This is a genomic window from Paenibacillus sp. 01T422, from assembly GCF_056398785.1.
Genome location: NZ_JBFTQB010000009.1, coordinates 1 through 19,752, shown reverse-complemented (window position 1 = coordinate 19,752; position 19,752 = coordinate 1). Strand labels below are relative to the sequence as shown.

The 19,752-nt window shown below is 47.1% G+C and carries 19 protein-coding genes, 1 tRNA gene and 1 riboswitch; of the genes, 7 read left to right on the top strand and 13 right to left on the bottom strand.

Features of this window, described 5'->3' with window-relative positions:
* Window positions 1-82: 82 nt before the first annotated feature.
* From AC1DUA_RS01250 to AC1DUA_RS01220, 7 genes are all read right to left on the bottom strand, one after another.
* The gene (locus AC1DUA_RS01250) at window positions 83-643 is read right to left on the bottom strand and encodes a manganese efflux pump MntP (RefSeq protein ID WP_477497989.1); all 561 of its coding nucleotides are present in this window, start codon (window positions 641-643) and stop codon (window positions 83-85) included.
* Between the two features lie 64 nt (window positions 644-707).
* Entirely contained in the window at window positions 708-1,775 is a 1,068-nt protein-coding gene (locus tag AC1DUA_RS01245; RefSeq protein ID WP_477497988.1) for an L-threonylcarbamoyladenylate synthase, read from the bottom strand.
* Between the two features lie 88 nt (window positions 1,776-1,863).
* The gene (gene spoIIR, locus AC1DUA_RS01240) at window positions 1,864-2,622 is read right to left on the bottom strand and encodes a stage II sporulation protein R (protein ID WP_477497987.1); all 759 of its coding nucleotides are present in this window, start codon (window positions 2,620-2,622) and stop codon (window positions 1,864-1,866) included.
* A gap of 365 nt (window positions 2,623-2,987) precedes the next feature.
* Window positions 2,988-3,875 carry a peptide chain release factor N(5)-glutamine methyltransferase gene (gene prmC / locus AC1DUA_RS01235; RefSeq protein ID WP_477497986.1) on the bottom strand — a complete coding sequence of 296 codons (888 nt, stop codon included), beginning with the start codon at window positions 3,873-3,875 and terminating at the stop codon, window positions 2,988-2,990.
* Window positions 3,875-4,951, bottom strand: a complete 1,077-nt coding sequence (gene prfA / locus AC1DUA_RS01230; RefSeq protein ID WP_477497985.1) for a peptide chain release factor 1 — start codon at window positions 4,949-4,951, stop codon at window positions 3,875-3,877. The genes prmC and prfA overlap by 1 nt, the downstream gene beginning before the upstream one ends.
* Window positions 4,952-4,983: 32 nt before the next feature.
* Window positions 4,984-6,084, bottom strand: a complete 1,101-nt coding sequence (gene ychF / locus AC1DUA_RS01225) for a redox-regulated ATPase YchF (RefSeq protein WP_477497984.1) — start codon at window positions 6,082-6,084, stop codon at window positions 4,984-4,986.
* A 78-nt stretch (window positions 6,085-6,162) separates the two neighbouring features.
* A complete protein-coding gene (locus AC1DUA_RS01220; protein WP_477497983.1) occupies window positions 6,163-6,897 on the bottom strand; it encodes a PilZ domain-containing protein in 735 nt (244 codons plus the stop codon).
* 96 nt (window positions 6,898-6,993) lie between these two features.
* Window positions 6,994-7,081, bottom strand: a riboswitch (cyclic di-GMP riboswitch).
* A gap of 280 nt (window positions 7,082-7,361) precedes the next feature.
* On the opposite strand from AC1DUA_RS01220, the gene tadA reads away from it, so the two are divergent.
* The 3 genes from tadA to AC1DUA_RS01205 all read left to right on the top strand — a co-directional run bounded on the left by tadA (window position 7,362) and on the right by AC1DUA_RS01205 (window position 8,229).
* On the top strand, window positions 7,362-7,817 hold the full coding sequence (tadA, locus tag AC1DUA_RS01215) for a tRNA adenosine(34) deaminase TadA (RefSeq protein WP_477497991.1): 456 nt from the start codon (window positions 7,362-7,364) through the stop codon (window positions 7,815-7,817).
* Window positions 7,818-7,825: 8 nt separating this feature from the next.
* Window positions 7,826-7,972 carry a hypothetical protein gene (locus AC1DUA_RS01210; protein WP_477497982.1) on the top strand — a complete coding sequence of 49 codons (147 nt, stop codon included), beginning with the start codon at window positions 7,826-7,828 and terminating at the stop codon, window positions 7,970-7,972.
* 183 nt (window positions 7,973-8,155) lie between these two features.
* A tRNA-Arg gene (locus AC1DUA_RS01205) sits at window positions 8,156-8,229 on the top strand.
* Between the two features lie 50 nt (window positions 8,230-8,279).
* Here AC1DUA_RS01205 and AC1DUA_RS01200 read toward each other — a convergent pair.
* From AC1DUA_RS01200 to AC1DUA_RS01180, 5 genes are all read right to left on the bottom strand, one after another.
* Complete coding sequence (locus AC1DUA_RS01200) at window positions 8,280-9,146, bottom strand: stalk domain-containing protein (RefSeq protein WP_477497981.1); 867 nt, start codon at window positions 9,144-9,146, stop codon at window positions 8,280-8,282.
* Window positions 9,147-9,666: 520 nt separating this feature from the next.
* Window positions 9,667-12,033: a helix-turn-helix domain-containing protein gene (locus AC1DUA_RS01195; RefSeq protein WP_477497990.1), complete on the bottom strand. Its 2,367-nt coding sequence runs from the start codon at window positions 12,031-12,033 to the stop codon at window positions 9,667-9,669.
* A 61-nt stretch (window positions 12,034-12,094) separates the two neighbouring features.
* Window positions 12,095-13,621, bottom strand: a complete 1,527-nt coding sequence (locus tag AC1DUA_RS01190; protein ID WP_477497980.1) for an extracellular solute-binding protein — start codon at window positions 13,619-13,621, stop codon at window positions 12,095-12,097.
* A 34-nt stretch (window positions 13,622-13,655) separates the two neighbouring features.
* Complete coding sequence (locus AC1DUA_RS01185) at window positions 13,656-14,558, bottom strand: carbohydrate ABC transporter permease (RefSeq protein ID WP_477497979.1); 903 nt, start codon at window positions 14,556-14,558, stop codon at window positions 13,656-13,658.
* 21 nt (window positions 14,559-14,579) lie between these two features.
* Window positions 14,580-15,500, bottom strand: coding sequence for an ABC transporter permease (locus tag AC1DUA_RS01180; RefSeq protein WP_477497978.1), 921 nt, complete (start codon window positions 15,498-15,500; stop codon window positions 14,580-14,582).
* Between the two features lie 248 nt (window positions 15,501-15,748).
* Between AC1DUA_RS01180 and AC1DUA_RS01175 the strand changes: the two genes are divergently transcribed.
* The 4 genes from AC1DUA_RS01175 (at window position 15,749) to AC1DUA_RS01160 (ending at window position 19,269) form a co-directional block, all read left to right on the top strand.
* A complete protein-coding gene (locus AC1DUA_RS01175) occupies window positions 15,749-16,957 on the top strand; it encodes an MFS transporter (protein ID WP_477497977.1) in 1,209 nt (402 codons plus the stop codon).
* Between the two features lie 132 nt (window positions 16,958-17,089).
* Window positions 17,090-17,629, top strand: coding sequence for a sigma-70 family RNA polymerase sigma factor (locus AC1DUA_RS01170; protein WP_477497976.1), 540 nt, complete (start codon window positions 17,090-17,092; stop codon window positions 17,627-17,629).
* On the top strand, window positions 17,626-18,060 hold the full coding sequence (locus AC1DUA_RS01165; protein WP_477497975.1) for a hypothetical protein: 435 nt from the start codon (window positions 17,626-17,628) through the stop codon (window positions 18,058-18,060). Before AC1DUA_RS01170 ends, AC1DUA_RS01165 begins: the two co-directional genes overlap by 4 nt.
* A 24-nt stretch (window positions 18,061-18,084) precedes the next feature.
* Complete coding sequence (locus AC1DUA_RS01160) at window positions 18,085-19,269, top strand: hypothetical protein (RefSeq protein WP_477497974.1); 1,185 nt, start codon at window positions 18,085-18,087, stop codon at window positions 19,267-19,269.
* A 249-nt stretch (window positions 19,270-19,518) separates the two neighbouring features.
* Here the strand turns inward: AC1DUA_RS01160 and AC1DUA_RS01155 are convergent, their stop codons facing one another.
* Entirely contained in the window at window positions 19,519-19,683 is a 165-nt protein-coding gene (locus AC1DUA_RS01155) for a small acid-soluble spore protein P (RefSeq protein ID WP_379174283.1), read from the bottom strand.
* Between the last annotated feature and the right edge of the window lie 69 nt (window positions 19,684-19,752).

Here is a 19,752-nt window from a genome sequence, read left to right as displayed (position 1 = left end):
ACATGAGATCCTCCTAAAAAAACTTCTAAGTAAGCGTAACTAGGTAAAAATAAGCAGAGACTGCTGCTCCACCTCTATTGTATCATAGCAAAAACTTGATCCCAAACGCGAGCAGAATAAGCCCGCCAAACGCTTCGCCATACTCGCCAATCCAGCCGTTCACCCGTCTGCCAACCAATAATCCAGCTACAGAGAGCAACGCGCCGAACAAACCAAATACAAGCACGGTTAGCAGAATATCCGTCGCAAACATCCCTAAGGATACGCCTACCGAGAATGAATCTATACTGACACTAAGCGCAAAAATCGTAAGCCCCCATAAGGATCTATGATCAAAAGAGGTCGCTTCCTCTCCACGAATCGAACTATATACCATATGCGAGCCCAGAAGAATGAGCAAACAGCCACCAGCTGCAGTAGCCACATTACCAAGCAGGAGCGAGACATATTGCCCCATAAAAATGCCCATTAACGGCATTATGATATGAAAAATACCAATCACCATGCTTATTTTAAAAATATCCAGCAAGCGAATCCCCTTCATACCGATACCGATTCCTAAGGAAAAAGCATCCAAACCCAAGGCTATCGCCATGATGAATATGGTGATTATCTGTCCAAATTCAACACCAGTTACGAGCATAAGTGCTATCCCCCTTGTCCGCTTTCTTAATCAAGATATGCGGACAAACTGGGAATCATGCTAGCTAAACACGTACAAGCCTGTGACCGGCTGCCTTGCGCAGACGATTCATAATTGCCTGACCAATCCCCGTTTCTGGGCAGCCCTCAGCGACAATATACTGAATTCCTTGCTGGTCAAATTGCCTTAATGCCGCGTACAACTCCTGAGCAATCGTTTCTGGCTCAGCTAACGAGCCGCAGGCAATGACCAAATCGGCTTCGAACTGAGAAGCTCTCTCCTCAAAAGTAAGAACACCCGTCGATTCCCCTCGCTCCATAGCGGCATGAATGTCGCGCTGAATCCAAGCAGTCACTGCAGCAGTTTCGTCTCCATATACAATATGCATATATCCCTTCGGTGCATAGTGCGTATATTTCATTCCCGGAGCACGGGGAGTTTCTGATATTTGCACATCTTCCCGCTCAGGCTCATGAATTCGAATAGCAGGCAGCGTGGATTGCAGCTGCTCTGCCGTAACGCCGCCTGGACGCAAAATATACAACTGCCCATCTACAAGCTGAATCACCGTTGATTCAACACCTACACCAGTGCCTCCACCATCCACAATACCTCCGATTCGGCCGTCAAGATCATCTCGAACATGTGAAGCCAATGTAGGACTCGGTCGGCCAGAACTGTTGGCACTTGGCGCTGCAATCGGAAGATCTGCTATACGAAGCAGCTCCAGAGCCACCGGATGATCAGGTATACGCACGCCTACCGTCGTAAGACCGGCAGTCACCAAAGGCGAAATGCTGCCTGTTTTCACAGGCAGCACAATAGTAAGAGGGCCAGGCCAGAAGGCCTCCATAAGCCTATTATGATCAGGTGTGACACTCCCTGGATCAATGAGATCTGAGAGTTGTCCGATGTCCGCGAAGTGGACGATCAGTGGATTATCCGATGGCCGTCCTTTGGCTGAGAAAATGCGCTCTACCGCAGAGGTATTCGTAGCATCAGCACCGAGGCCGTATACCGTTTCCGTGGGGAAAGCCACGGTGTGTCCGTCCCGCAGAAGCGCTGCGGCATCTGATAATTCTCCATCGCTGCTACTAACCCTATTCGTGTCCACTTTCCAGTATTTTGTCACGATCTATCATCCTTACTTCCAAAATGAAATATAGTTATTAACTAACTAAGTGTTACACAATTTATTGAACCACGTATTCAAACACGTATTAACTAAACCATGAAACGATTTTTTTGATCATTTCCCAGACGAAAAATTTCACTTGGGGCTGTGAGTCTACATTAGCTGCAACTGTAGCAGGCTGCACTTGCTCTTCCTTGCTTGCTTTCACTTCTTTGGCCTGTTTGACCGTTGGCTGGGCTGCTTTACTATCTTTTGCTGTAGGTGTTGTAGGCGAAATTTTAATCTTGTCTTGCCCTTCTGTTTTGGCAACAACAGCGGCAGCTGCCACCGCTTCTCCTGAAACAGAATCTACAAAGCAAAGCGGCGGAAACAACACACACCACCAATTCTGACCTTCCCCGCTACCAATCGTGACGCGAAGCGCCTCGTAATCACCTGCAGGGTAAACTTCGTTACCATACATTTTCGTTGGGAAAGGGACTTTGCCGAGTTCAACCGTATGCGTATAACGATATCCACGGGATTCAATCATCTGTCCGACAAGCGCATCGAATTCCGGCAAATGAGCCAATACTACCGCTCTTGCTTCATCCAATGAGTGCGGACCTACAACCCAGTCCTGCATACGCACAATAATTGCATCGCGAATTTCGCGTTTCAGCGCCTGATCCTGTGCCGAATCAGAGTTTGCTAGAATACGCAAGCGAATAGATTCTTCCGGTATTGTAGGCGAAATAACCGCCGCATTCGTACGATTGGATTCCCAACTAGTTATCATAACAATAAGTGCAAAAGCCACGAATAATAAGTGCTTGAATGAATGACGATCCGTTCTTTTTACCATGAGGAAAAGCCCCTTTCCCTTCGCTTCTACTAGCCAGTATAGGCAAAAAGAGGAGAGGCTAAACCTAGCAATCTATTTAAATTTGGTAGAATTGATAGAGTTGGAACTGAGAGCTAATAACAAATTTCAAAAAACTAGCATGAATTCCGCTTGTGCTCATCTTAAGGGAACCAGAGTACTCTATTATGAGGAAAATGAGCTATTTCCTCTCTAAAGGGAACTACAGGGTCTTATTTGACCCCCATTGCATGTTTTTCGACCGAAAATGGCAAAATAGCGGACTATAGTTCCCAAATAACTAAACCAAGCAGGGAGAGCTGTATAAATGCCAAGGGTCGGTGATCAGAAGGAGCTAGAGCCAACCCCTAAACCTCCCGCGCCCTGATCGCGATCACGTGGCGATCAATCCCCTGGAGATCCGGCACGAACCGGATCTCCTCCCAATCAGCGGCGGCGCGGAGCATCGCCGCCAAAGCCTCCGCCTGCCCGATGCCCACCTCGAACCCGACCACGGTCGGGATTCGCGGCAGCAAAGGCAGCTGCGCAACCATCCGGCGGTACAGGTCGAGTCCCTCGACACCGCCGAACAAAGCCGTGTGCGGCTCGAACAGCCGCACCTCCGGCATCAGCGCCGGGAGCTCGCCATCAGGAATATACGGTGGGTTAGACACCAGTATATCCGGAGCGATCCGGCGCTCAATATAAGGCTCGAGGAGGTCGCCCTCGAGCCACTCCACCCGCGCAGCCACGCCGTGGCGCTGCGCGTTAGACCGAGCCATCTCCAGCGCTGAAGCGGAGATGTCGCTGGCAGCCACGCGCCAGTTCGGGCGCGCGTGAGCCACGGTCACCGGGATGATACCGCTCCCGGTGCCAACATCCGCAAGCAGCGGAGCGCCTTGCGGGAACAGACGCGAGCCCTCGTGGAGCAAAGCCTCCACGAGCAGCTCCGTCTCCGGCCGCGGTATCAATACCGCCGGGCTGACTGCGAACGTAAGGCCGTAGAAATCTTGCTCGCCGATTACATACTGTACCGGCTCACCCGCGGCCTTCCTCTCCACTAGCTGGCGCCAAGCATCCTCCAGCTGAGCAGGAAACTGTTCCTGGAAGCGGAACAGCAGCTCAGTTCGACTGCAGCCCAGGAGATGCTGCAGTAAAAGCTCCACACAGGAAGCCGCCTCGGCTACACCCAGCTTCCCTAAAAAAGAAGAAGCCTCTACATAGGCTTCTCTAATCGTTTTCGAGGCAGTCGGCATCACATTGCCTGCTCCCCATTATCCAAAGCATCCGACTGCGCGGCAATCGTTAGCGCCGACACGATTTCTCCCATGTCGCCGTTAAGAACCGTATCTAGTCGGTGAAGCGTCAAACCAATCCGGTGATCCGTAATCCGGCTTTGAGGGAAGTTATACGTGCGAATACGCTCCGAACGGTCACCTGTACCGACTTTGCTTTTACGCTCGCCTGAGTATTTCGCTTCCTCTTCCTCACGTATCTTATCGGAAATCCGTGCACGCAGTACGMGAAGCGCTTGCTCCTTATTGGAGTTTTGCGATTTGCCGTCCTGACATGTTGCAACAATGCCTGTAGGCACGTGCGTCACGCGAACCGCTGATTTCGTCGTATTAACGGACTGACCGCCCGCTCCGCTCGAACAGAATGTATCCACGCGAATATCCGCATCATTAATAATGATCTCAACTTCTTCCGCCTCAGGCATCACAACAACTGTCGAAGTGGAGGTATGAATACGTCCCCCCGATTCTGTTACTGGAATACGCTGCACACGGTGCGCTCCGCTCTCAAACTTCAGCTTACTAAAAGCGCCTTTTCCTGTGATCATGAAAATAATCTCTTTAAATCCGCCCAAATCGTTCACGGAGGCATCGAGAATTTCCGTTCTCCATCCTTGAGCGTCCGCATAGCGGGTATACATACGGTAAAGATCGCCTGCGAATAACGCAGCTTCATCGCCGCCTGCCGCTCCACGAATTTCAACGATGACGTTCTTATCGTCATTCGGATCTTTTGGCATCATGAGCATTCTGAGTTGTTCTTCCAGATTAGCCGCTTGCTCGCTAAGCTCATCGATCTCCATTTTCACCATTTCACGCATTTCATCGTCCAGCTTCTCGTTCTGCATCGCTTTCGCGTCTGCCAGCTGCTCGCTCACGCTCTTATATTCATTATAAGCATCGTAGGCTTCCTGAAGATCGGATTGTTCCTTCGAATACTCTCTAAGCTTCTTTGTGTCACTCGTCACATCCGGGTCACACAGTAGCTCACTTAATTTATCATAGCGGTCCACTACGGACTGAAGTCGATCCAACATAACGGATCACTCCTTTCTTTATTTTTTATAAATTAAACATTAAATCGGAAATGCATAACGTCGCCGTCATTCACCACGTACTCTTTACCTTCCAGACGAACTTGCCCTTTTTCCTTCGCGCCATTCATGGAGCCAGCTGTTACCAAATCCGTATAAGATACAACCTCGGCACGAATAAATCCACGCTCGAAATCGGTATGAATCACGCCAGCCGCTTGGGGAGCTTTCGTTCCTTTGCGGATCGTCCAAGCTCTAACTTCCTGCACCCCAGCTGTAAAATACGTATATAAGCCAAGCTTGCGATAAGCTGCTTTAATCAATCTATTCAAGCCGGACTCTTGAAGTCCCAACTCTTCGAGGAACATTGCTTTTTCTTCTTCTTCGAGCTCAGCAATCTCGGATTCTACCTTCGCGCTGATCGAAACAACTTCGTTGTTTTCTTTCTCCGCGTACTCCTTAACGATTTTGACGAATGGATTCTCATCTGCTGTGGATACTTCGTCTTCGCTCACATTGGCCGCATAAAGAACCGGCTTCATTGTCAGCAAGTGAAGATCGCGCACGAGCAGCTTCTCATCATCGCTCAAATCAATACTGCGCGCTGGCAGATCGTTATAAAGAGCTTCCTTGATGCGTTCCAGACACTCAACCTCAGCAACAACTTTCTTGTCGCCGCCTTTCAGGTTTTTGCGGGAGCGCTCGATCTTTTTCTCAACAGACTCAATATCAGCCAAAATCAATTCGAGATTAATCGTTTCGATATCGCCAATCGGGTCTACTTTACCGGAAACGTGAGTAATATTATCATCCTCAAAACAACGGACAACATGCACAATGGCATCCACTTCACGAATATGTGCCAAAAATTTATTTCCAAGCCCTTCGCCTTTGCTCGCGCCCTTCACCAAACCCGCAATATCAACGAATTCAAAGGCTGTCGGAACAATGCTTTTAGGGACAATCATCTCTACCAGCTTCTGCAATCTCTCGTCCGGTACTTCAACTACCCCAACATTCGGATCTATCGTACAGAACGGATAGTTTGCAGATTCTGCCCCCGCCTGTGTAATTGCATTAAACAATGTCGATTTTCCTACGTTCGGTAGACCGACGATACCTGCTTTCAAAGCCATCGTAGTTACAACTCCTTAATTTTCGAAAATCATCCTTCTTATTATATAGTACTTGGAACGCAAAAAAAAGCCTGTAGGCTACTGATTAGCCGCAGACTTTTTTTCCAGTGCTTTTTTCGTTTCATTTTCCCGCTTCTGGACGAAGTACGTTTCAATCTGATTTTTTAAAATAAATCCGCGCAGCGCGTTCGTTTTTTCCTCGGGGATGCTGGTAAAACTGGCCCCGTAATAATAGCCATCATTCGTTTTTTCTTGCCGAACAATTTCCATTGTACATGGCACCAAAAAGCCCAAAATTAACTCCACTTCCAGTTGAGAGTTCTTTTGAATAACTTTTTCAAGCATCACATTTTCATTAATCGTGAATCCTAAACCATTGACTGATAGATTTTTGATAGAGAATCGAATCGGTGTTTCAAACTGATGTTTCAGTTTCTTATTTCTGTCTTGAAGTCCAAAAAGAAGCCCTTCATTCTTCACATCTACGCGAGGGAACTCCCGCTTTTCCGTAAACTTCCTGCGGTTTTCCGGAGGATTCAGGACAATTAACGAACCTTGATCTTTGGCCACAACGGTCGTATCCATAACAAACAGCCCGGATTTCGTGTATACCGTCATTTTACACTTATCTCCCAGCGCAAATACATGATATTCCGGCAGCTCCACTTCAATGATGTCACCGAGTGCGTAGGTCAACACGCCTGTGGCTACGAAATCTTCCTTGCTCAGCATCGCTTTGCTGTCAATCATTACATCAGCGTCGTACCCTTCTTTGCTGCCATAAAACTTAGCAGATTTTTGCTTGCTAACCATTTTGTTGATCAACCCTCCCCCGCGTTCCATATAAAAAAATAGACTGCCCCTTTGCCGGGAACAGCCTATTACCTCAACCTAAAAAAAGCATCGATTTTCGGTAACCAGGCTGTCGTAGTTCCATCGGAACCGTAGACCCTCGGCTTTGCGTCCTTGCCTTTCAGCAAGTTTGCCATTATCGAACCCTGCGAATGAATGTCATGCTTTGTCGTGCAATATCCTATTATATGGTCTAAAAGACCTACGTTACCTCTCATTATACGGATGGATTTCCCTATTATCAACTAAATCTCTTGCATACATCTGGTATTTGTTGTATGAATGTTTAAAGAATTAAATATCCACAACTTTTTGAGTTATGCACATTGTTATCCACAGGTTGTTAACAACGAATATTTGTTCGATCCTTTGTTCACATGTGGATAAGATTATTTTGAGTGAGGTGTCCCCCTGTGGATGAATATATGGAGCATATTCCTTGGATGAAAGCGGCTATAGAGGAAGCACGTAAAGCCGAAGCGATTCGAGAGGTGCCTATTGGTGCCGTTGTTGTCTATCAAGGGCAAATCATCGGCCGCGGCTACAATCTTCGTGAAACTACGCTGGATCCTCTTGCTCACGCTGAGATGATTGCTATTAAGCAGGCTAGCGAGCATTTGCAGGCGTGGCGCTTGCTTGACTGTAAGCTCTACGTCACGTTAGAGCCTTGCCCGATGTGTGCCGGTGCGATTGTCCAAGCTCGCGTTCCGCAAGTGATCTACGGCACAACCGATCCCAAGGCCGGCTGCGCGGGAACGTTGATGAACTTGCTGCAGGAGGACCGGTTCAATCACCGGGTCGATGTGGTCAGCGGCGTGCTGCAAGAGGAGTGCGCGACGATGCTGACGCAGTTTTTCCGGAAGCTGCGCGGCAAGGAATAAGCGTGAGGGTGAGCAAGCTGCGTAGGCAGGCGGTGGCCTCGCATTATTGCGGCGAACGGGAGGGAACTATAAGCCGCTATTCACCGGATATTGAGCATTTTAGCGAGGAAGAGGAACTGTGGTCCGCTATTTTAGCGTTTCTAGCCTGCATGTAAGCTATTTGGGCTAAATAGGACCCTGTAGTTCCGTTTGATCAAGGGAATCTGCTTTCTTAGCTCAAATAGCGCCCTGTAGTTCCCCAACGCTCGATGCATTAAGCGAAATTCACTTACACGTTGAATCTTGCCACTCAAAAGGTTGCACCACATAAGGCTTCGTGCTATCATAATCTTTGCCATGCGCCCGTAGCTCAGCAGGATAGAGCAACAGTTTCCTAAACTGTAGGCCGGATGTTCGAATCATCTCGGGCGCGTATACAACAAAACGCCAGTTAACGGTATAAGCCGCTAACTGGCGTTTTTTTCAATCCTCCGGACAACCATTTTCTTTTAATGCTTTTTTCATATTTTCTTTTAGTTTATCTACATAGCCAATAATAGCACCAGAATGATTACTAAGATTTGCGTTGTACTGATTTACTTCATTCTGTATCTGCGCTGTATAAAGAGCAATGATCTCCTGACATCTCGGACCTGCAACTGGCGAATTTGACACAGGCAGCGGTGTAGGAGTTGGTTGAGGTTTATTGGGAACAGATAAATCGGTTGTACTGTCTACGCGCTGAGAGCTCCAAGTCCTCATAAAATCGTATCCTGCATGGTAATCCTTACTGCTCTTACTGAACTCCTCAGCATTTGATCGTTTGACTGTAACAAAGTTTGTAACCAAGTTATTATAAATAATGCTTACTATCATTGAATCTACAGGTGAATTAACCAAAAAACCAGAGAGCGCAATGATATGATCGTTATTTGCATTAGAATCATTTGACACTTCTAAATCTACTTTTAAATAGACGCCGTACTCATTATAGATAAGCTGGACATTTTTGCCCTGATATTCTTTGGCTTTCTCATTTAATGACGGAATAGTAGCTGCAAAATCTTTCATTGCGGTATCTTCCCTTACTTGAGGGAATGCAAGATCAACGGTGTACTTCTCAGCATCCCACGTCACCGATGCCCCGGTTTGTTTCAATAGGTACAGCGGCACAACAGTTCTGCCATCTTGTATAGTAGCAGGCACATCCTCAACTTGAAGTTCTTTCCCCCCGAATAAAACTTTCACGATCGGAGCCCCCATATAGTCACCATGAAGGCTTGCTGCATGGACGACACCAGCCAAACAGAAAAAGGCTAACATAGACACAATTACTTTCTTTTTTTTCATCAAAAATTTTCTCCCCGACCCAAATTAGCTTGTTATTGCCTCCTGTAATATTTCTAATATTTCTAGAAAATTCCTGCAAAAATTCAATTTTTTCTACCTATCCACATGTTAATAAGGACCGCCTAGTCAATCAGCGATACTAACATGAGCATAAATACCGACTTATTCGAACGTTATTAACAACGAAAAAGAGAGAGGGTTATCCCCAAATTGGCAGGCAGGGGCACTGAGCAGTAGTACTCAGGAAAAAGCATATGCTATGTTGCACAAAGTACAACAAAAAGACTGAGGTAAGCCTTCAGTTTGCTGTTCCGTTGTACTTTGTGCAACGTTTTGGAGAGGGAGGAGTAGTAGTCAAAATGAGTGTACTTAATGCAATGAAGCAGACAATTGCTAGATAAAAACCGATTTCATGTTGTATAAAGTGCAGCATAGCCAGCGTCTCGGTGTGAAATATATCCCTCCGCGACAAAAGAAGTCGCTATATGGAGGGTTATTCGCATGAAAAGCGGCAGGCTCCCTATTTCATCCGGTCCCGATACTGTCCCGGCGTCATATTCTCATATTTTCGAAAAAGACGTATAAAATACGATGGTTGATACCCAATCTGCTCAGCAATCTCATTAACCTTGAGGTCCGTGCTGACGAGCAGTTTCTTGGCCTTATCCATACGCAGAGTGATCAAATAGTCGATGAAATTCACGCCATTGATTTGCTTGAATGCCTTGCTTAGCGCATAGGTCGTCGTATTAAAAGCGTCTGCGCATTCCTCCAAGGATATATCGCTGCTCATGAAACGCTCCTGAATCCGCTCTGTGACACGCTCCACAAGCCGCTTCATATGGATGTCCTGGTATTCATTCAGTCCTTCAATATAAGGGGATATAACCTTCGTCTGAAAAAAGCGCACCATCTGCTCCGGTTCCCGAAGTTGATTCAATTGTTCGTACAGATTATAGCCCTCGAAGAAATGATGCGGATTAAAGCCTGACTCCAGCATGGTATGCAGCATACTACCGAGAACCTGCATCGCTCCTTCCTGGAGGATCTTTTCTTTGCTCGACTGGCGCACGAGTTCATGAATGAAGCTCTCGATCAAGCTCAGCGATTGCTCGCTTTGTCCCATACGAATGGCTTGCATCAGCTCTTTCTCCAAAGCAAACGGATAATGCACATCGTCATTAGTGCTTGGGAGCATCTCCTCCAGATCAAGCACTTGATGGTCTGCTTTCAAATCCCGGTAGCGGATGGAGCTGCGTAAAAATACTAAAAGCTGCGGCAGATCCTGCACGTTAGCCGTTAAACGCCCCATGCAAACGGTGGTCTGCATTTTCAGAAGCGAGCTAATGGTTTGTCCCAAGTCATCCGCTAATAGATACAGCTCGTCTTTGGCCTGTTGTTTCGTCCGATCATCCATGGGGTAGGAGAGCAGAATCCCTACGGTCATATCCTGGAAATTCATGATCTCCGCGTTATGGCTTTGCGTTTTCACGATTTCTTGCGCGATATTCGCTGCGGCGAAGGTTGCCAGTTGTTCCTCATTTTCGAGGAACCGGCCATCTTCCTTGGCAAATCCGCTGATTTGCACCAGCAGCAGTACGAACCACTGGGATTCCGTCTGCCAGCCGAAGCTCTCCATCCGACCTCTTAGCTCCAACTCGCTTAAAGAGTAAAAGTGTCCTTGAACCAATTGCAAAAGGAAAGCGGACCTTAAAGCAGGATAGGCCTTATCCAGCTTGGATTCCAGCACTCTACTCTCCTGACTTAGATGCCTCCACTCCTGCTCAATAAAGGCAAGATCATCCTCTTGGCTCTCCTGTGTCGGCTTATAATCCTTAATCACATTCACCAGCCGTACAATCGGTTGGTAAATCCGCTTAGAGGCCACCCACGACAGCAGTACAGCCAGGAGAAGCCCGATTCCCCCAATACTGAGCATGCTTCTAGACATAAACTCCACGGGGGCCGTCAATTGCGATAAGGAGGTCGCCGTGACGAATTTCCACAGTGTGCCTGAACGTGAGAACTGGCCGAATGCGACGGAGTAAGACTGACCTTTTCGATCTAGGATGTAAGAGCCTATTTCTTCCGATTGGCCCAGGACGCTTTCCCTGACAGCAGCTTCTAATTGAACATGTTCTTCATTTCCATTGCTTGGGGAGACGATAATATGTCCGTCTTTGCTCATCAGGAACGCGGCACCATTGGGATCTGTGGCCATTTCTTCAACCATTTCTACCAGCTTTTCACGGTTTAAATATAAAATAAGAGCCCCATAAGGTTCCCCTACGCTAGGCAGCTTCTCGATAAGGGCAATGGAGGTCGTGTCTGACTTCCCATTTCCTTTAGGCAGAGACTCCCACCAGAAGACCCCTCTCTCTTGCTTCATTAACGTGTGGAAAATGTCCCGCTCCTGCTGCGCAGCAATCGGAACAATCCCCTCGCTATCCGAAATTATAACGGGCTCTTGCCGATCCAAATATAGCTGCGCTTGGTCAATTAAAGGGTACGCACCCTTCATGAGACCTAGAAATCGATACAGATTTTGCGTTGTGTTGTATTCATCTTTTAGATTCGTATTGGCAATTCTGGCATCCATTCTGCTATCCAGAGACCACTGCGTAGCAGCCAGCTCGAGCTGAGCCAGATTATCATTCATACGATCCATTGTTTTCTTCAGCAGGGTATCATGGTTGCGCATAATCTCTTTCTCGATATGAGCACGTCCCGTAATATACGAAGTGTACCCGATGATGGCTGTAGGCAAGCTGGTAATGCACAACACCAAGATCAAGCTTCTGCGATAAAAATTCCCCCTGCCGGAACGTTGTGTCCACCAATACCAACTCTGCCTCCACCGACTCCACATCATCTGTCCCTCTTTCATCAAATGCCGAAATCCCCCACGACTGCCGCAATTTTTTAGGCGTCGGGGGGGTGGTATTTATTTATTTCGCGCTATTGCGTTTCTGATAAGCCGCATTCATTTCCTCTGTGATTTTCACCATATCTGGATCTGTCTTCAACTTAGCTACATAGCTATCCCATGCGCTGAGCGATTCTTTCCCCATAATGACTTTGGTTTTCATGTCTTGAATTTTCTTTCTAAGTTCCGTACCAACCTTTTGATTTGTATCGGAATTTAGACCTAGCGAAGGGTCACCAGCGCTGATTTTCACTTTCTCATCAATGATTTTTCTGTTGCGTTCCAAATAGTCATTCGGCATACCTGTCCGGTAAGCACGCAGGTACTTATCATATTTCAAGAAAATTTGACCTAACGCTTGTTGGGCTACAATATCTTTCTTTGCTTGCTCTGTCGGTGTTTTGATGCCATCTTTCTCTGTGTAGTGGACATCTTTCATACCAAAGCTCGCTAGATCATAACCTTCTTGCGTAGCGCCGTAATCCATGAATTTCAACAATTGTTTCACTTTCGCTTCAGGAACAGATTTCGGTATAGCGTACATGCCGAAGAATCCGCTATCTTTGTTCGAATAGCCGTTTAACGAAACTAGTGGAATAAAGTCTGCTTTCGGGTTCGTTTTGCGCAATTCTTCCGTTGGTTCCCACGCAGCTTCAGCCGTATCCTGGAAGCCACCACCACGGTTTGCTTTCAGCAAATCTTTGGCCTGTGTATTCTTGAGCACAGCGATATCCTCAGGAATCAATTTCTCCTGGTAAGCACGGTTCATCCAAGTAAGCGCGTCCTTCATTTCAGGGAGCACGTTCACGTTGACCAATTTGCCGTCTACAAGCTTCCAGTCACCATTGACTTTCGTGAAGCTGTTCTGCAGCTGATTCATGTAAGCCATACCATTTTGATCGACGAAGCCGATGTAACCGATGGTGTCATTTTTCCCGTTGCCATCTGGATCTTTCTCAACAAAAGCTTTCAAGACGGTATATAGTTCATCTGTTGTTTTCGGAATTTCTAAATGTAGCGTATCGAGCCAATCCTTACGCAGGTAAGGGAAACCACCGCCATCCGTAGGACGAGCACGCGGGATACCGTACGTTTTACCATCAGCTTGCTTGGTGTTGTCCCATGATTCCTTCGGGTATTCCATCAAGTTCGGATAGTCCTTGAGCATCGGAGTCAGTTCCCAGAAGGCGCCTTGAGCAACCATGCCGCGTACTTGAGCACTGAACGGATCATCGAGCAAGATCAGATCAGGAATATCGCCTGAAGCTAGTGTTACGTTGATTTTATCAGCGTAGTTGTTTGGTGAAACCCAAGTGATTTTGAGCTTTGTATTCGTTTTCTTTTCGATTTCTTTGACGATCACATTGTCCGGCCCCGGAGGCTCCGGTGTGTAATACATTGTCATAATGCTGATATCGGTTGGCTTGGCGGATGCTGTTTCTCCCGCGCTGCTAGCAGGTGCGCTATCTTTGCTTCCACATGCAGCGAGCACAGAGGAAACTAGAAGGGTGGATGCTACTACGCTTATTGCTTTCTTTTTCATAACCATTATTGTACAACCTCCCCAAATTATCATCAATTACCTATTCTTTAACCGAACCTACCATTGCACCTTTGGCAAAGTGTTTTTGCAGGAACGGGTATACCAACAAAATTGGGATGGTCGCAATAACGACCGCCGCCATCTTGAGCGTTTCCGGAGGAATCCGCTGCTCGGACATCATTTCAGCCGCGGCACCGCCACCAGCTGCCGTTGAAGCGTCAATCAACATATTTTGCAGCAACACCTGAAGCGGCTGCTTCGTGAAGTCATTGATATAGAGAAGAGCTGTGAAGAAGGTGTTCCAGTAAGCTACTGCATAAAACAGCCCGAAAGCAGCAAGAGAAGGCAGCGACAGCGGTAAAATAATGCGGTACCAGACGCTGATATCATTGCAACCATCGATACGCGCTGATTCCTCCAGGCTCGCCGGAATACTGTCGAAGAAACCTTTCATCAGCAGCACATACCAGCCGCTTGTTAGGACGGGCAGGATGAGCGACCATGTGCTGTTAATCAAGTGCAAGTCTCTCACCAACAGATAAGGGGGAATGATCCCCGGATTAAACAGGGTCGTTAACAGGATGAGCAGCATGATGAACTTACGGCCCTGAAGCCTTTTACGAGAAATCGCATAAGCCAGACAGGAGGTTACCAGCAAGCTAAGCACTGTCCCGACTACAGCTAGGAATACGCTGTTTCCTATAGCATGCAGAAAGGCATCGGTAGACATCAGGTATTTATAAGATGCCAAGCTCCATTTGGCAGGAAGTAGCTTGAATTCACTGGAGATATAGCTGGATGGATCACTGAACGAAACAACAAACACATAATAGAGCGGAAAGAATGTAATAATTCCCATTATCCCTAGTAGAATGGCATTCACCGCGTTGAAGACGCGATCACCTTTGGAAGCAATATTTGTAGATACATGTTCAGAAGACATCTAGGATTCCTCCTTCCCTTTCTAGTAAACGCCGTCTTCGCCAAATTTCTTGGCTAGCTTGTTCGCTCCAATAACTAGCAGCAAGCCAACAACTGATTTGAACAATCCGACAGCCGTACTGTAACTAAACTGACCTTGTTTCACACCAAGCCTGTACACATAAGTATCGAACACATCCGCTACCTCGGACACAGCCCCGTTCATCATCAAGAAGACCTGCTCGAAGCCGACATCCATGATGTGACCGATCCGTAGAATTAGAAGAATGATAATAACAGAGCGAATACCTGGCAGAGTAATGTGCCACATTTGGCGGAACCGGCCGGCGCCGTCCATTTTAGCCGCTTCATATAATTGAGGATCAATGCTCGCCATCGACGCAAGGAAGATAATCGTGCCCCAACCGGCATCTTTCCAGATGGATTGAGCCGTCAGCATGCCCCAGAAATAGTTTTTATTTGTTAAGAAATCGACTTTATCGAAGCCCATGGCAACTAACATTTGGTTGATAGCCCCGTCACCCGTCGAAAACAGTAGGAAAGTGATCCCTACGATAATGACCCATGATAAAAAGTGAGGTAAATACACAATCGATTGAATGATTTTCTTATAAAACATATGGCGCACTTCATTCAGCATTAGGGATAACAGAATCGGCAGCGGAAAGAAGAGCACTAGGGATAAAACGTTAATTGCTAGCGTATTTCGGAAGAGTGTGAAGAAATCCGGATTGGAGAAGAACCGCTGAAAGTGTTCCAGCCCCACCCACGGGCTCCCCGACATGCCTTGATAGGGTGAATAGTTTTGAAAGGATATAACGATTCCCCACATAGGCACATATTTGAAAATAAGGAAGTAGAGCAGCCCCGGAAGCGCTAACACATATAAAAATTTGTCCCGAGCGATGCCTGACCAGACTTGTTTCAATCGACTCGCGCCCACTTGTATTCCTCCATTCTCATCGTGATGATGTCAGCTGGCAGCTAAATGCCTGGCGACAAGATTCAATTTACATGGTGCGCCTGTTTCCTACAATGATCCATTTTTGTGACCTAGTTATACCGGGAAATCAAGGGTTTTCCAAGCAATTTCCACCTATTGCCTTATTTTGCAAACAAGGAATTATAGCCTTGCCATAGTCGATGTTCTATAATAAAACGGTAATAGTTTAGGTCTGAAAGGAGCTCTCCGTGACAATTAACAAAATCCCAAGCTCTTATCGCATTCCTTTGTTTTGCGCAGTCACCTTGTTGTTCTGGATGTCCATGTATACGAGCGTTCCCATCATGGCCCCTTATGTGGAATTCCTTGGCGGGAATCACCAACTGGCGGGATGGATCGTTGGCATGTATGGGATTTCCCAAATGCTGCTGCGCATACCAGTCGGCATCATGTCGGATCGCTTTCACAAACGAAAACTTTTTATTACGTTTGGACTGTTTTTTACAGCCATCGGCGGGCTAGGACTTTGGTTCACTCACGATTTCACGTGGATTTTGATTCTCCGGGCACTAGCAGGTGCAGCCGCAGCAACTTGGGTCGATTTCACCGTTCTATTTACGAGCTACTATAAACACGAAGAGTCGACGAAAGCGATCGGAACGATCTCCTTTTTCAACTCCTTAGGGCAAGTGCTCGGCATTCTCTCCGCGGGATGGGCAGCAGATTCACTCGGCTGGGAGGCGGCCTTTATTCTAGGAGCGCTGTTAGGGGTGCTCGGGTTCATCGGTTCTTTCTTTTTAATTGAAAAAATAGAGCCTGATGCGCCTAAAATCACAATGCGTGCCATCGGAGATGTGGCTGCAGACCGTACGCTCCTCTTCGTGTCCTTATTGGCTATTTTGTCGCAGGTGCTCATCTTCGCCACGGTTTTCGGGTTTACCCCCGTATATGCCACAGCGCTTGGCGCCGATAAATTCTCCTTATCGCTGCTCGCTTTATTCGCCAATGTCCCTGTTGCGCTAGCTTCCTTATTCGGTGGGCGGAAATGGGCAGCTAAATATGGCGAGAAGCGAATGGTTGTTTGGGGCTTCGTCCTCATGGGTATTTTTACATTCACAATACCTTTTACACATCATTTATGGGTGCTTATGGTGACCCAAGCTTTTGCCGGCTTCGGACGGGGGCTTTCTTTTACACTGCTGATGGGAATGAGTATTAAACATATGCCTGCGGAAAAGCGGGCAACGGCGATGGGATTTTTCCAGGCCATCTATGGACTAGGGATGTTCGTAGGTCCTGTGCTCATGGGCGTAATCGGGGATTGGTTCTCATTGAATCAGGGCTTTATCGTACTTGGTATCCTTGGAGTGTTCAGCGCACTTCTGTCTCAGTGGTTCGTACGAAACACACCTAAGATGCCCGCAGCACCATCCAGCGGATCTACCGCTGCGCTTTAACCGATAATAAGCGAATCTACGCGATTCGCTCTTTTTTTTGAGCGAAGTGCAGGGGTACCCATCGTCGCCTTCGTCTATTCATGCGGAGAGGAGGAGAAGCACATTCAGGAACAAGAGCTTGTAACACGCATATTGAATGGTGATGAGGCGGCGTTCCGAGAACTTGTTGCGACTTATCGTCAATACTTGTTCCAGACGATCTACGCTATTGTACGCCATACGAAAGATGCCGAAGATTTATCGCAGGACGTCTGGTCCCGAATATATTTCTCCCTCCCTCAGTACCAGATGAAAGGACTCAAAACCTGGATGACCCGCATAGCGGTGAATCGGGCTATTGATTTTAAACGCTCGGCCAGCAGACGCAGGGAAGAGATGACGGCAGAGATGGAAGTTCCGATGCAAGCCGTCCAAACCGCGGGAGCCTCGACTTATGCCACGAACGGTGTGGAACATGAAGTGTTGATGAAGGAGACCACAGAGCTTGTCCGCCAGAAACTCCACCAAATTCCTGCCAATTACCATGAAGTATTAACGGCCTATTATATTCAACATCAGTCTTATCAAGATATAGCAAGTGCCCACGGGGTAACGGTGAAAACGATCGAGTCTAAGCTGTATAGGGCCAAGCAATGGCTCCGCAACAACTGGAAGGAGGAGGATTTCATGTGAAACATTACGATGAACAAACTTGGGCTCTATATATCAATGAGCAGCTGCTGCCAAATGAAATCAGTGAAATGGAGCATCATTTATACCGATGTGACGATTGTTTGACTCGGTACATGAGCTGTATGGAGCAAACGACAATGACACTGCCTACACTAGAAACGGATGAACGAGCTTATGTAGATACCGTGCTCACACGAACGTTAGGAACCAAACGTTCGTGGTACCACTCCACAATACTGCATTATGGGATTGCYGCGGCAGCTACACTGATTTTAGTGGCCACTGGCTTTTTCCACGGATTATCACAGGAATTGGGACCTCAAGGCGCTTTGCAACCCGCTCCTCCTTCAGCCCATAAAATCGATCAACCCCTATCGGACCAATTGTTAAATAAAACGTTAACCTGGCTGGATACTCTGCAAAAAAAATAAGCCACAAGGAGGTTCATACACTTAATGCCTAATAAAAGCAGCATCGTCGCTTTCCTGTTGTCCTTCATCCCCGGGGCGGGTCATCTCTATATGAATCGGGTCTTACGTGCCATCCTATACGGAGTAGGGTTCTTTGGTCCCCTTTTTCTCATCTTCGTTGGCATAGCTTTCTTTCACGCGCATAATAATAATGAGATTTTCATTCTGCTCTTCCTCTTCGCAGCTCTCGTCGCTGTCGTCAATATGGTGGATATGATCGTCTACCTGCTGCGTTCCCAACCCTATTACGGACCGCATGGGGTGCATGGAGCGCCCTACGGAGCTGAACCGCCTTACGATCACATGTCCGCTTGGGAGCCTAACCCTTACGCCGTTCACGCTGCCGCGCAGCAAGAAAGAACGAGAATGATGCTGCTTTCCTTCATCCCTGGACTTGGTCATTTCCAGCTGGGGCTCATGCAGCGCGGCTTAACCGCTATGGTTTCGTTCTTTGGGGTTGCCGTTCTCGTCTTTTTCGTCACCATGATGACCAATAACAATAGCTTCGTTGCTTTTCTCCTGGCTATGCCCGTACTGTGGTTTTACACCATGTTCGATGCGCTTAAGCAGCAAGAGCGTAAGCAAGCAGGTCTAGCGCTTGTGGATCGCAGCCTTTTCGATGACTTCCATTTAGGCGATGATTCTGGCCGCAAGAACCGAACATTGGCAACAATTATCGCCATTTTCCCAGGTGCTGCTCACTTATATCTATCGATGAATAAACGAGGCATACAATTGATGGCGATCTTCTTGTTCTCCATTTATGTACTGGACGTACTGCGGCTGTCTTTTTTCTTCTTCTTGATTCCTATTCTGTGGTTCTTCAGCTTCTTCGATGGGTTACAGAGTATCTCGAGATACGAAAACGGCACATTGGTAGATAAACCTATCGTCGAAAACTGGACAGCGTATCATCGCTCCATCGGCGTCGTTCTCATCCTCCTTGGAGGCTACTATGTATTCAAGGAAGTCATTGTCCAGTTCCTATATCAGCTGTTCCCCAATGCGAATTACATGTACTGGCTGAACAACTTCGGCCAAACGTTAATCGTAGCCGTGATTCTTATCGGCGGCGGCGTTAAATTATTGCTTTATCGAAAAACGCGGCCTGCTCATTCTGATCCATCAGCGGATTACTTAGAAATAAACGAAAAAAAGAACCCTTTTTAAGGGGTTCTTTTTTGTCGGTGTTTTTTTGATTTCTTTTAAACATGTTACACGTAAACCTTTAGGAAAATCTGCTTATAAAACACGGTAAGTGTCTTTGGCACATCCCCTCCAGCCTGATTATAACAGGTATGAAAGTCCTCTATGCAACGGTTGTTTCGCGGAATGCTCCAACGGAACCACACCTCTCTGCTCACCGACAAATATAGTATGTCCGGTTCATCGAACTTTAATCATCTAAGGGGGAAATAATTAATGACCGTGACCGGCGCCTTCCCCATGGCCATTATTTCTAGAATGGTTGCGATTCTTAACTTTTTTCGATCCTGAGAGGGGCTCTTGTTGCTTTTGTCGCTGACTATTGCCACTTGATTGATTCTGAGATGTATCTGTTACTCCATACGCATCTGATTTCATAGAGATCATTCCCTCCTAGTTGTTTTTCAAATTATTCTTCATGATTCAAGGCATCTTGATGTCTACGGT

Excerpts from the sequence above, each read along its gene's own strand:
- AC1DUA_RS01160 (WP_477497974.1), top strand. The coding sequence starts at position 18,085 with ATGCCTAATAAAAGCAGCATCGTCGCTTTCCTGTTGTCCTTCATCCCC.
- prmC (WP_477497986.1), bottom strand. The coding sequence starts at position 3,875 with ATGCCGACTGCCTCGAAAACGATTAGAGAAGCCTATGTAGAGGCTTCT.
- spoIIR (WP_477497987.1), bottom strand. The coding sequence starts at position 2,622 with ATGGTAAAAAGAACGGATCGTCATTCATTCAAGCACTTATTATTCGTG.
- AC1DUA_RS01185 (WP_477497979.1), bottom strand. The coding sequence starts at position 14,558 with ATGTCTTCTGAACATGTATCTACAAATATTGCTTCCAAAGGTGATCGC.
- AC1DUA_RS01200 (WP_477497981.1), bottom strand. The coding sequence starts at position 9,146 with ATGAAAAAAAAGAAAGTAATTGTGTCTATGTTAGCCTTTTTCTGTTTG.
- ychF (WP_477497984.1), bottom strand. The coding sequence starts at position 6,084 with ATGGCTTTGAAAGCAGGTATCGTCGGTCTACCGAACGTAGGAAAATCG.
- tadA (WP_477497991.1), top strand. The coding sequence starts at position 7,362 with ATGGAGCATATTCCTTGGATGAAAGCGGCTATAGAGGAAGCACGTAAA.
- AC1DUA_RS01155 (WP_379174283.1), bottom strand. The coding sequence starts at position 19,683 with ATGAAATCAGATGCGTATGGAGTAACAGATACATCTCAGAATCAATCA.
- AC1DUA_RS01190 (WP_477497980.1), bottom strand. The coding sequence starts at position 13,621 with ATGGTTATGAAAAAGAAAGCAATAAGCGTAGTAGCATCCACCCTTCTA.
- AC1DUA_RS01195 (WP_477497990.1), bottom strand. The coding sequence starts at position 12,033 with ATGAAAGAGGGACAGATGATGTGGAGTCGGTGGAGGCAGAGTTGGTAT.
- AC1DUA_RS01250 (WP_477497989.1), bottom strand. The coding sequence starts at position 643 with ATGCTCGTAACTGGTGTTGAATTTGGACAGATAATCACCATATTCATC.
- AC1DUA_RS01220 (WP_477497983.1), bottom strand. The coding sequence starts at position 6,897 with ATGGTTAGCAAGCAAAAATCTGCTAAGTTTTATGGCAGCAAAGAAGGG.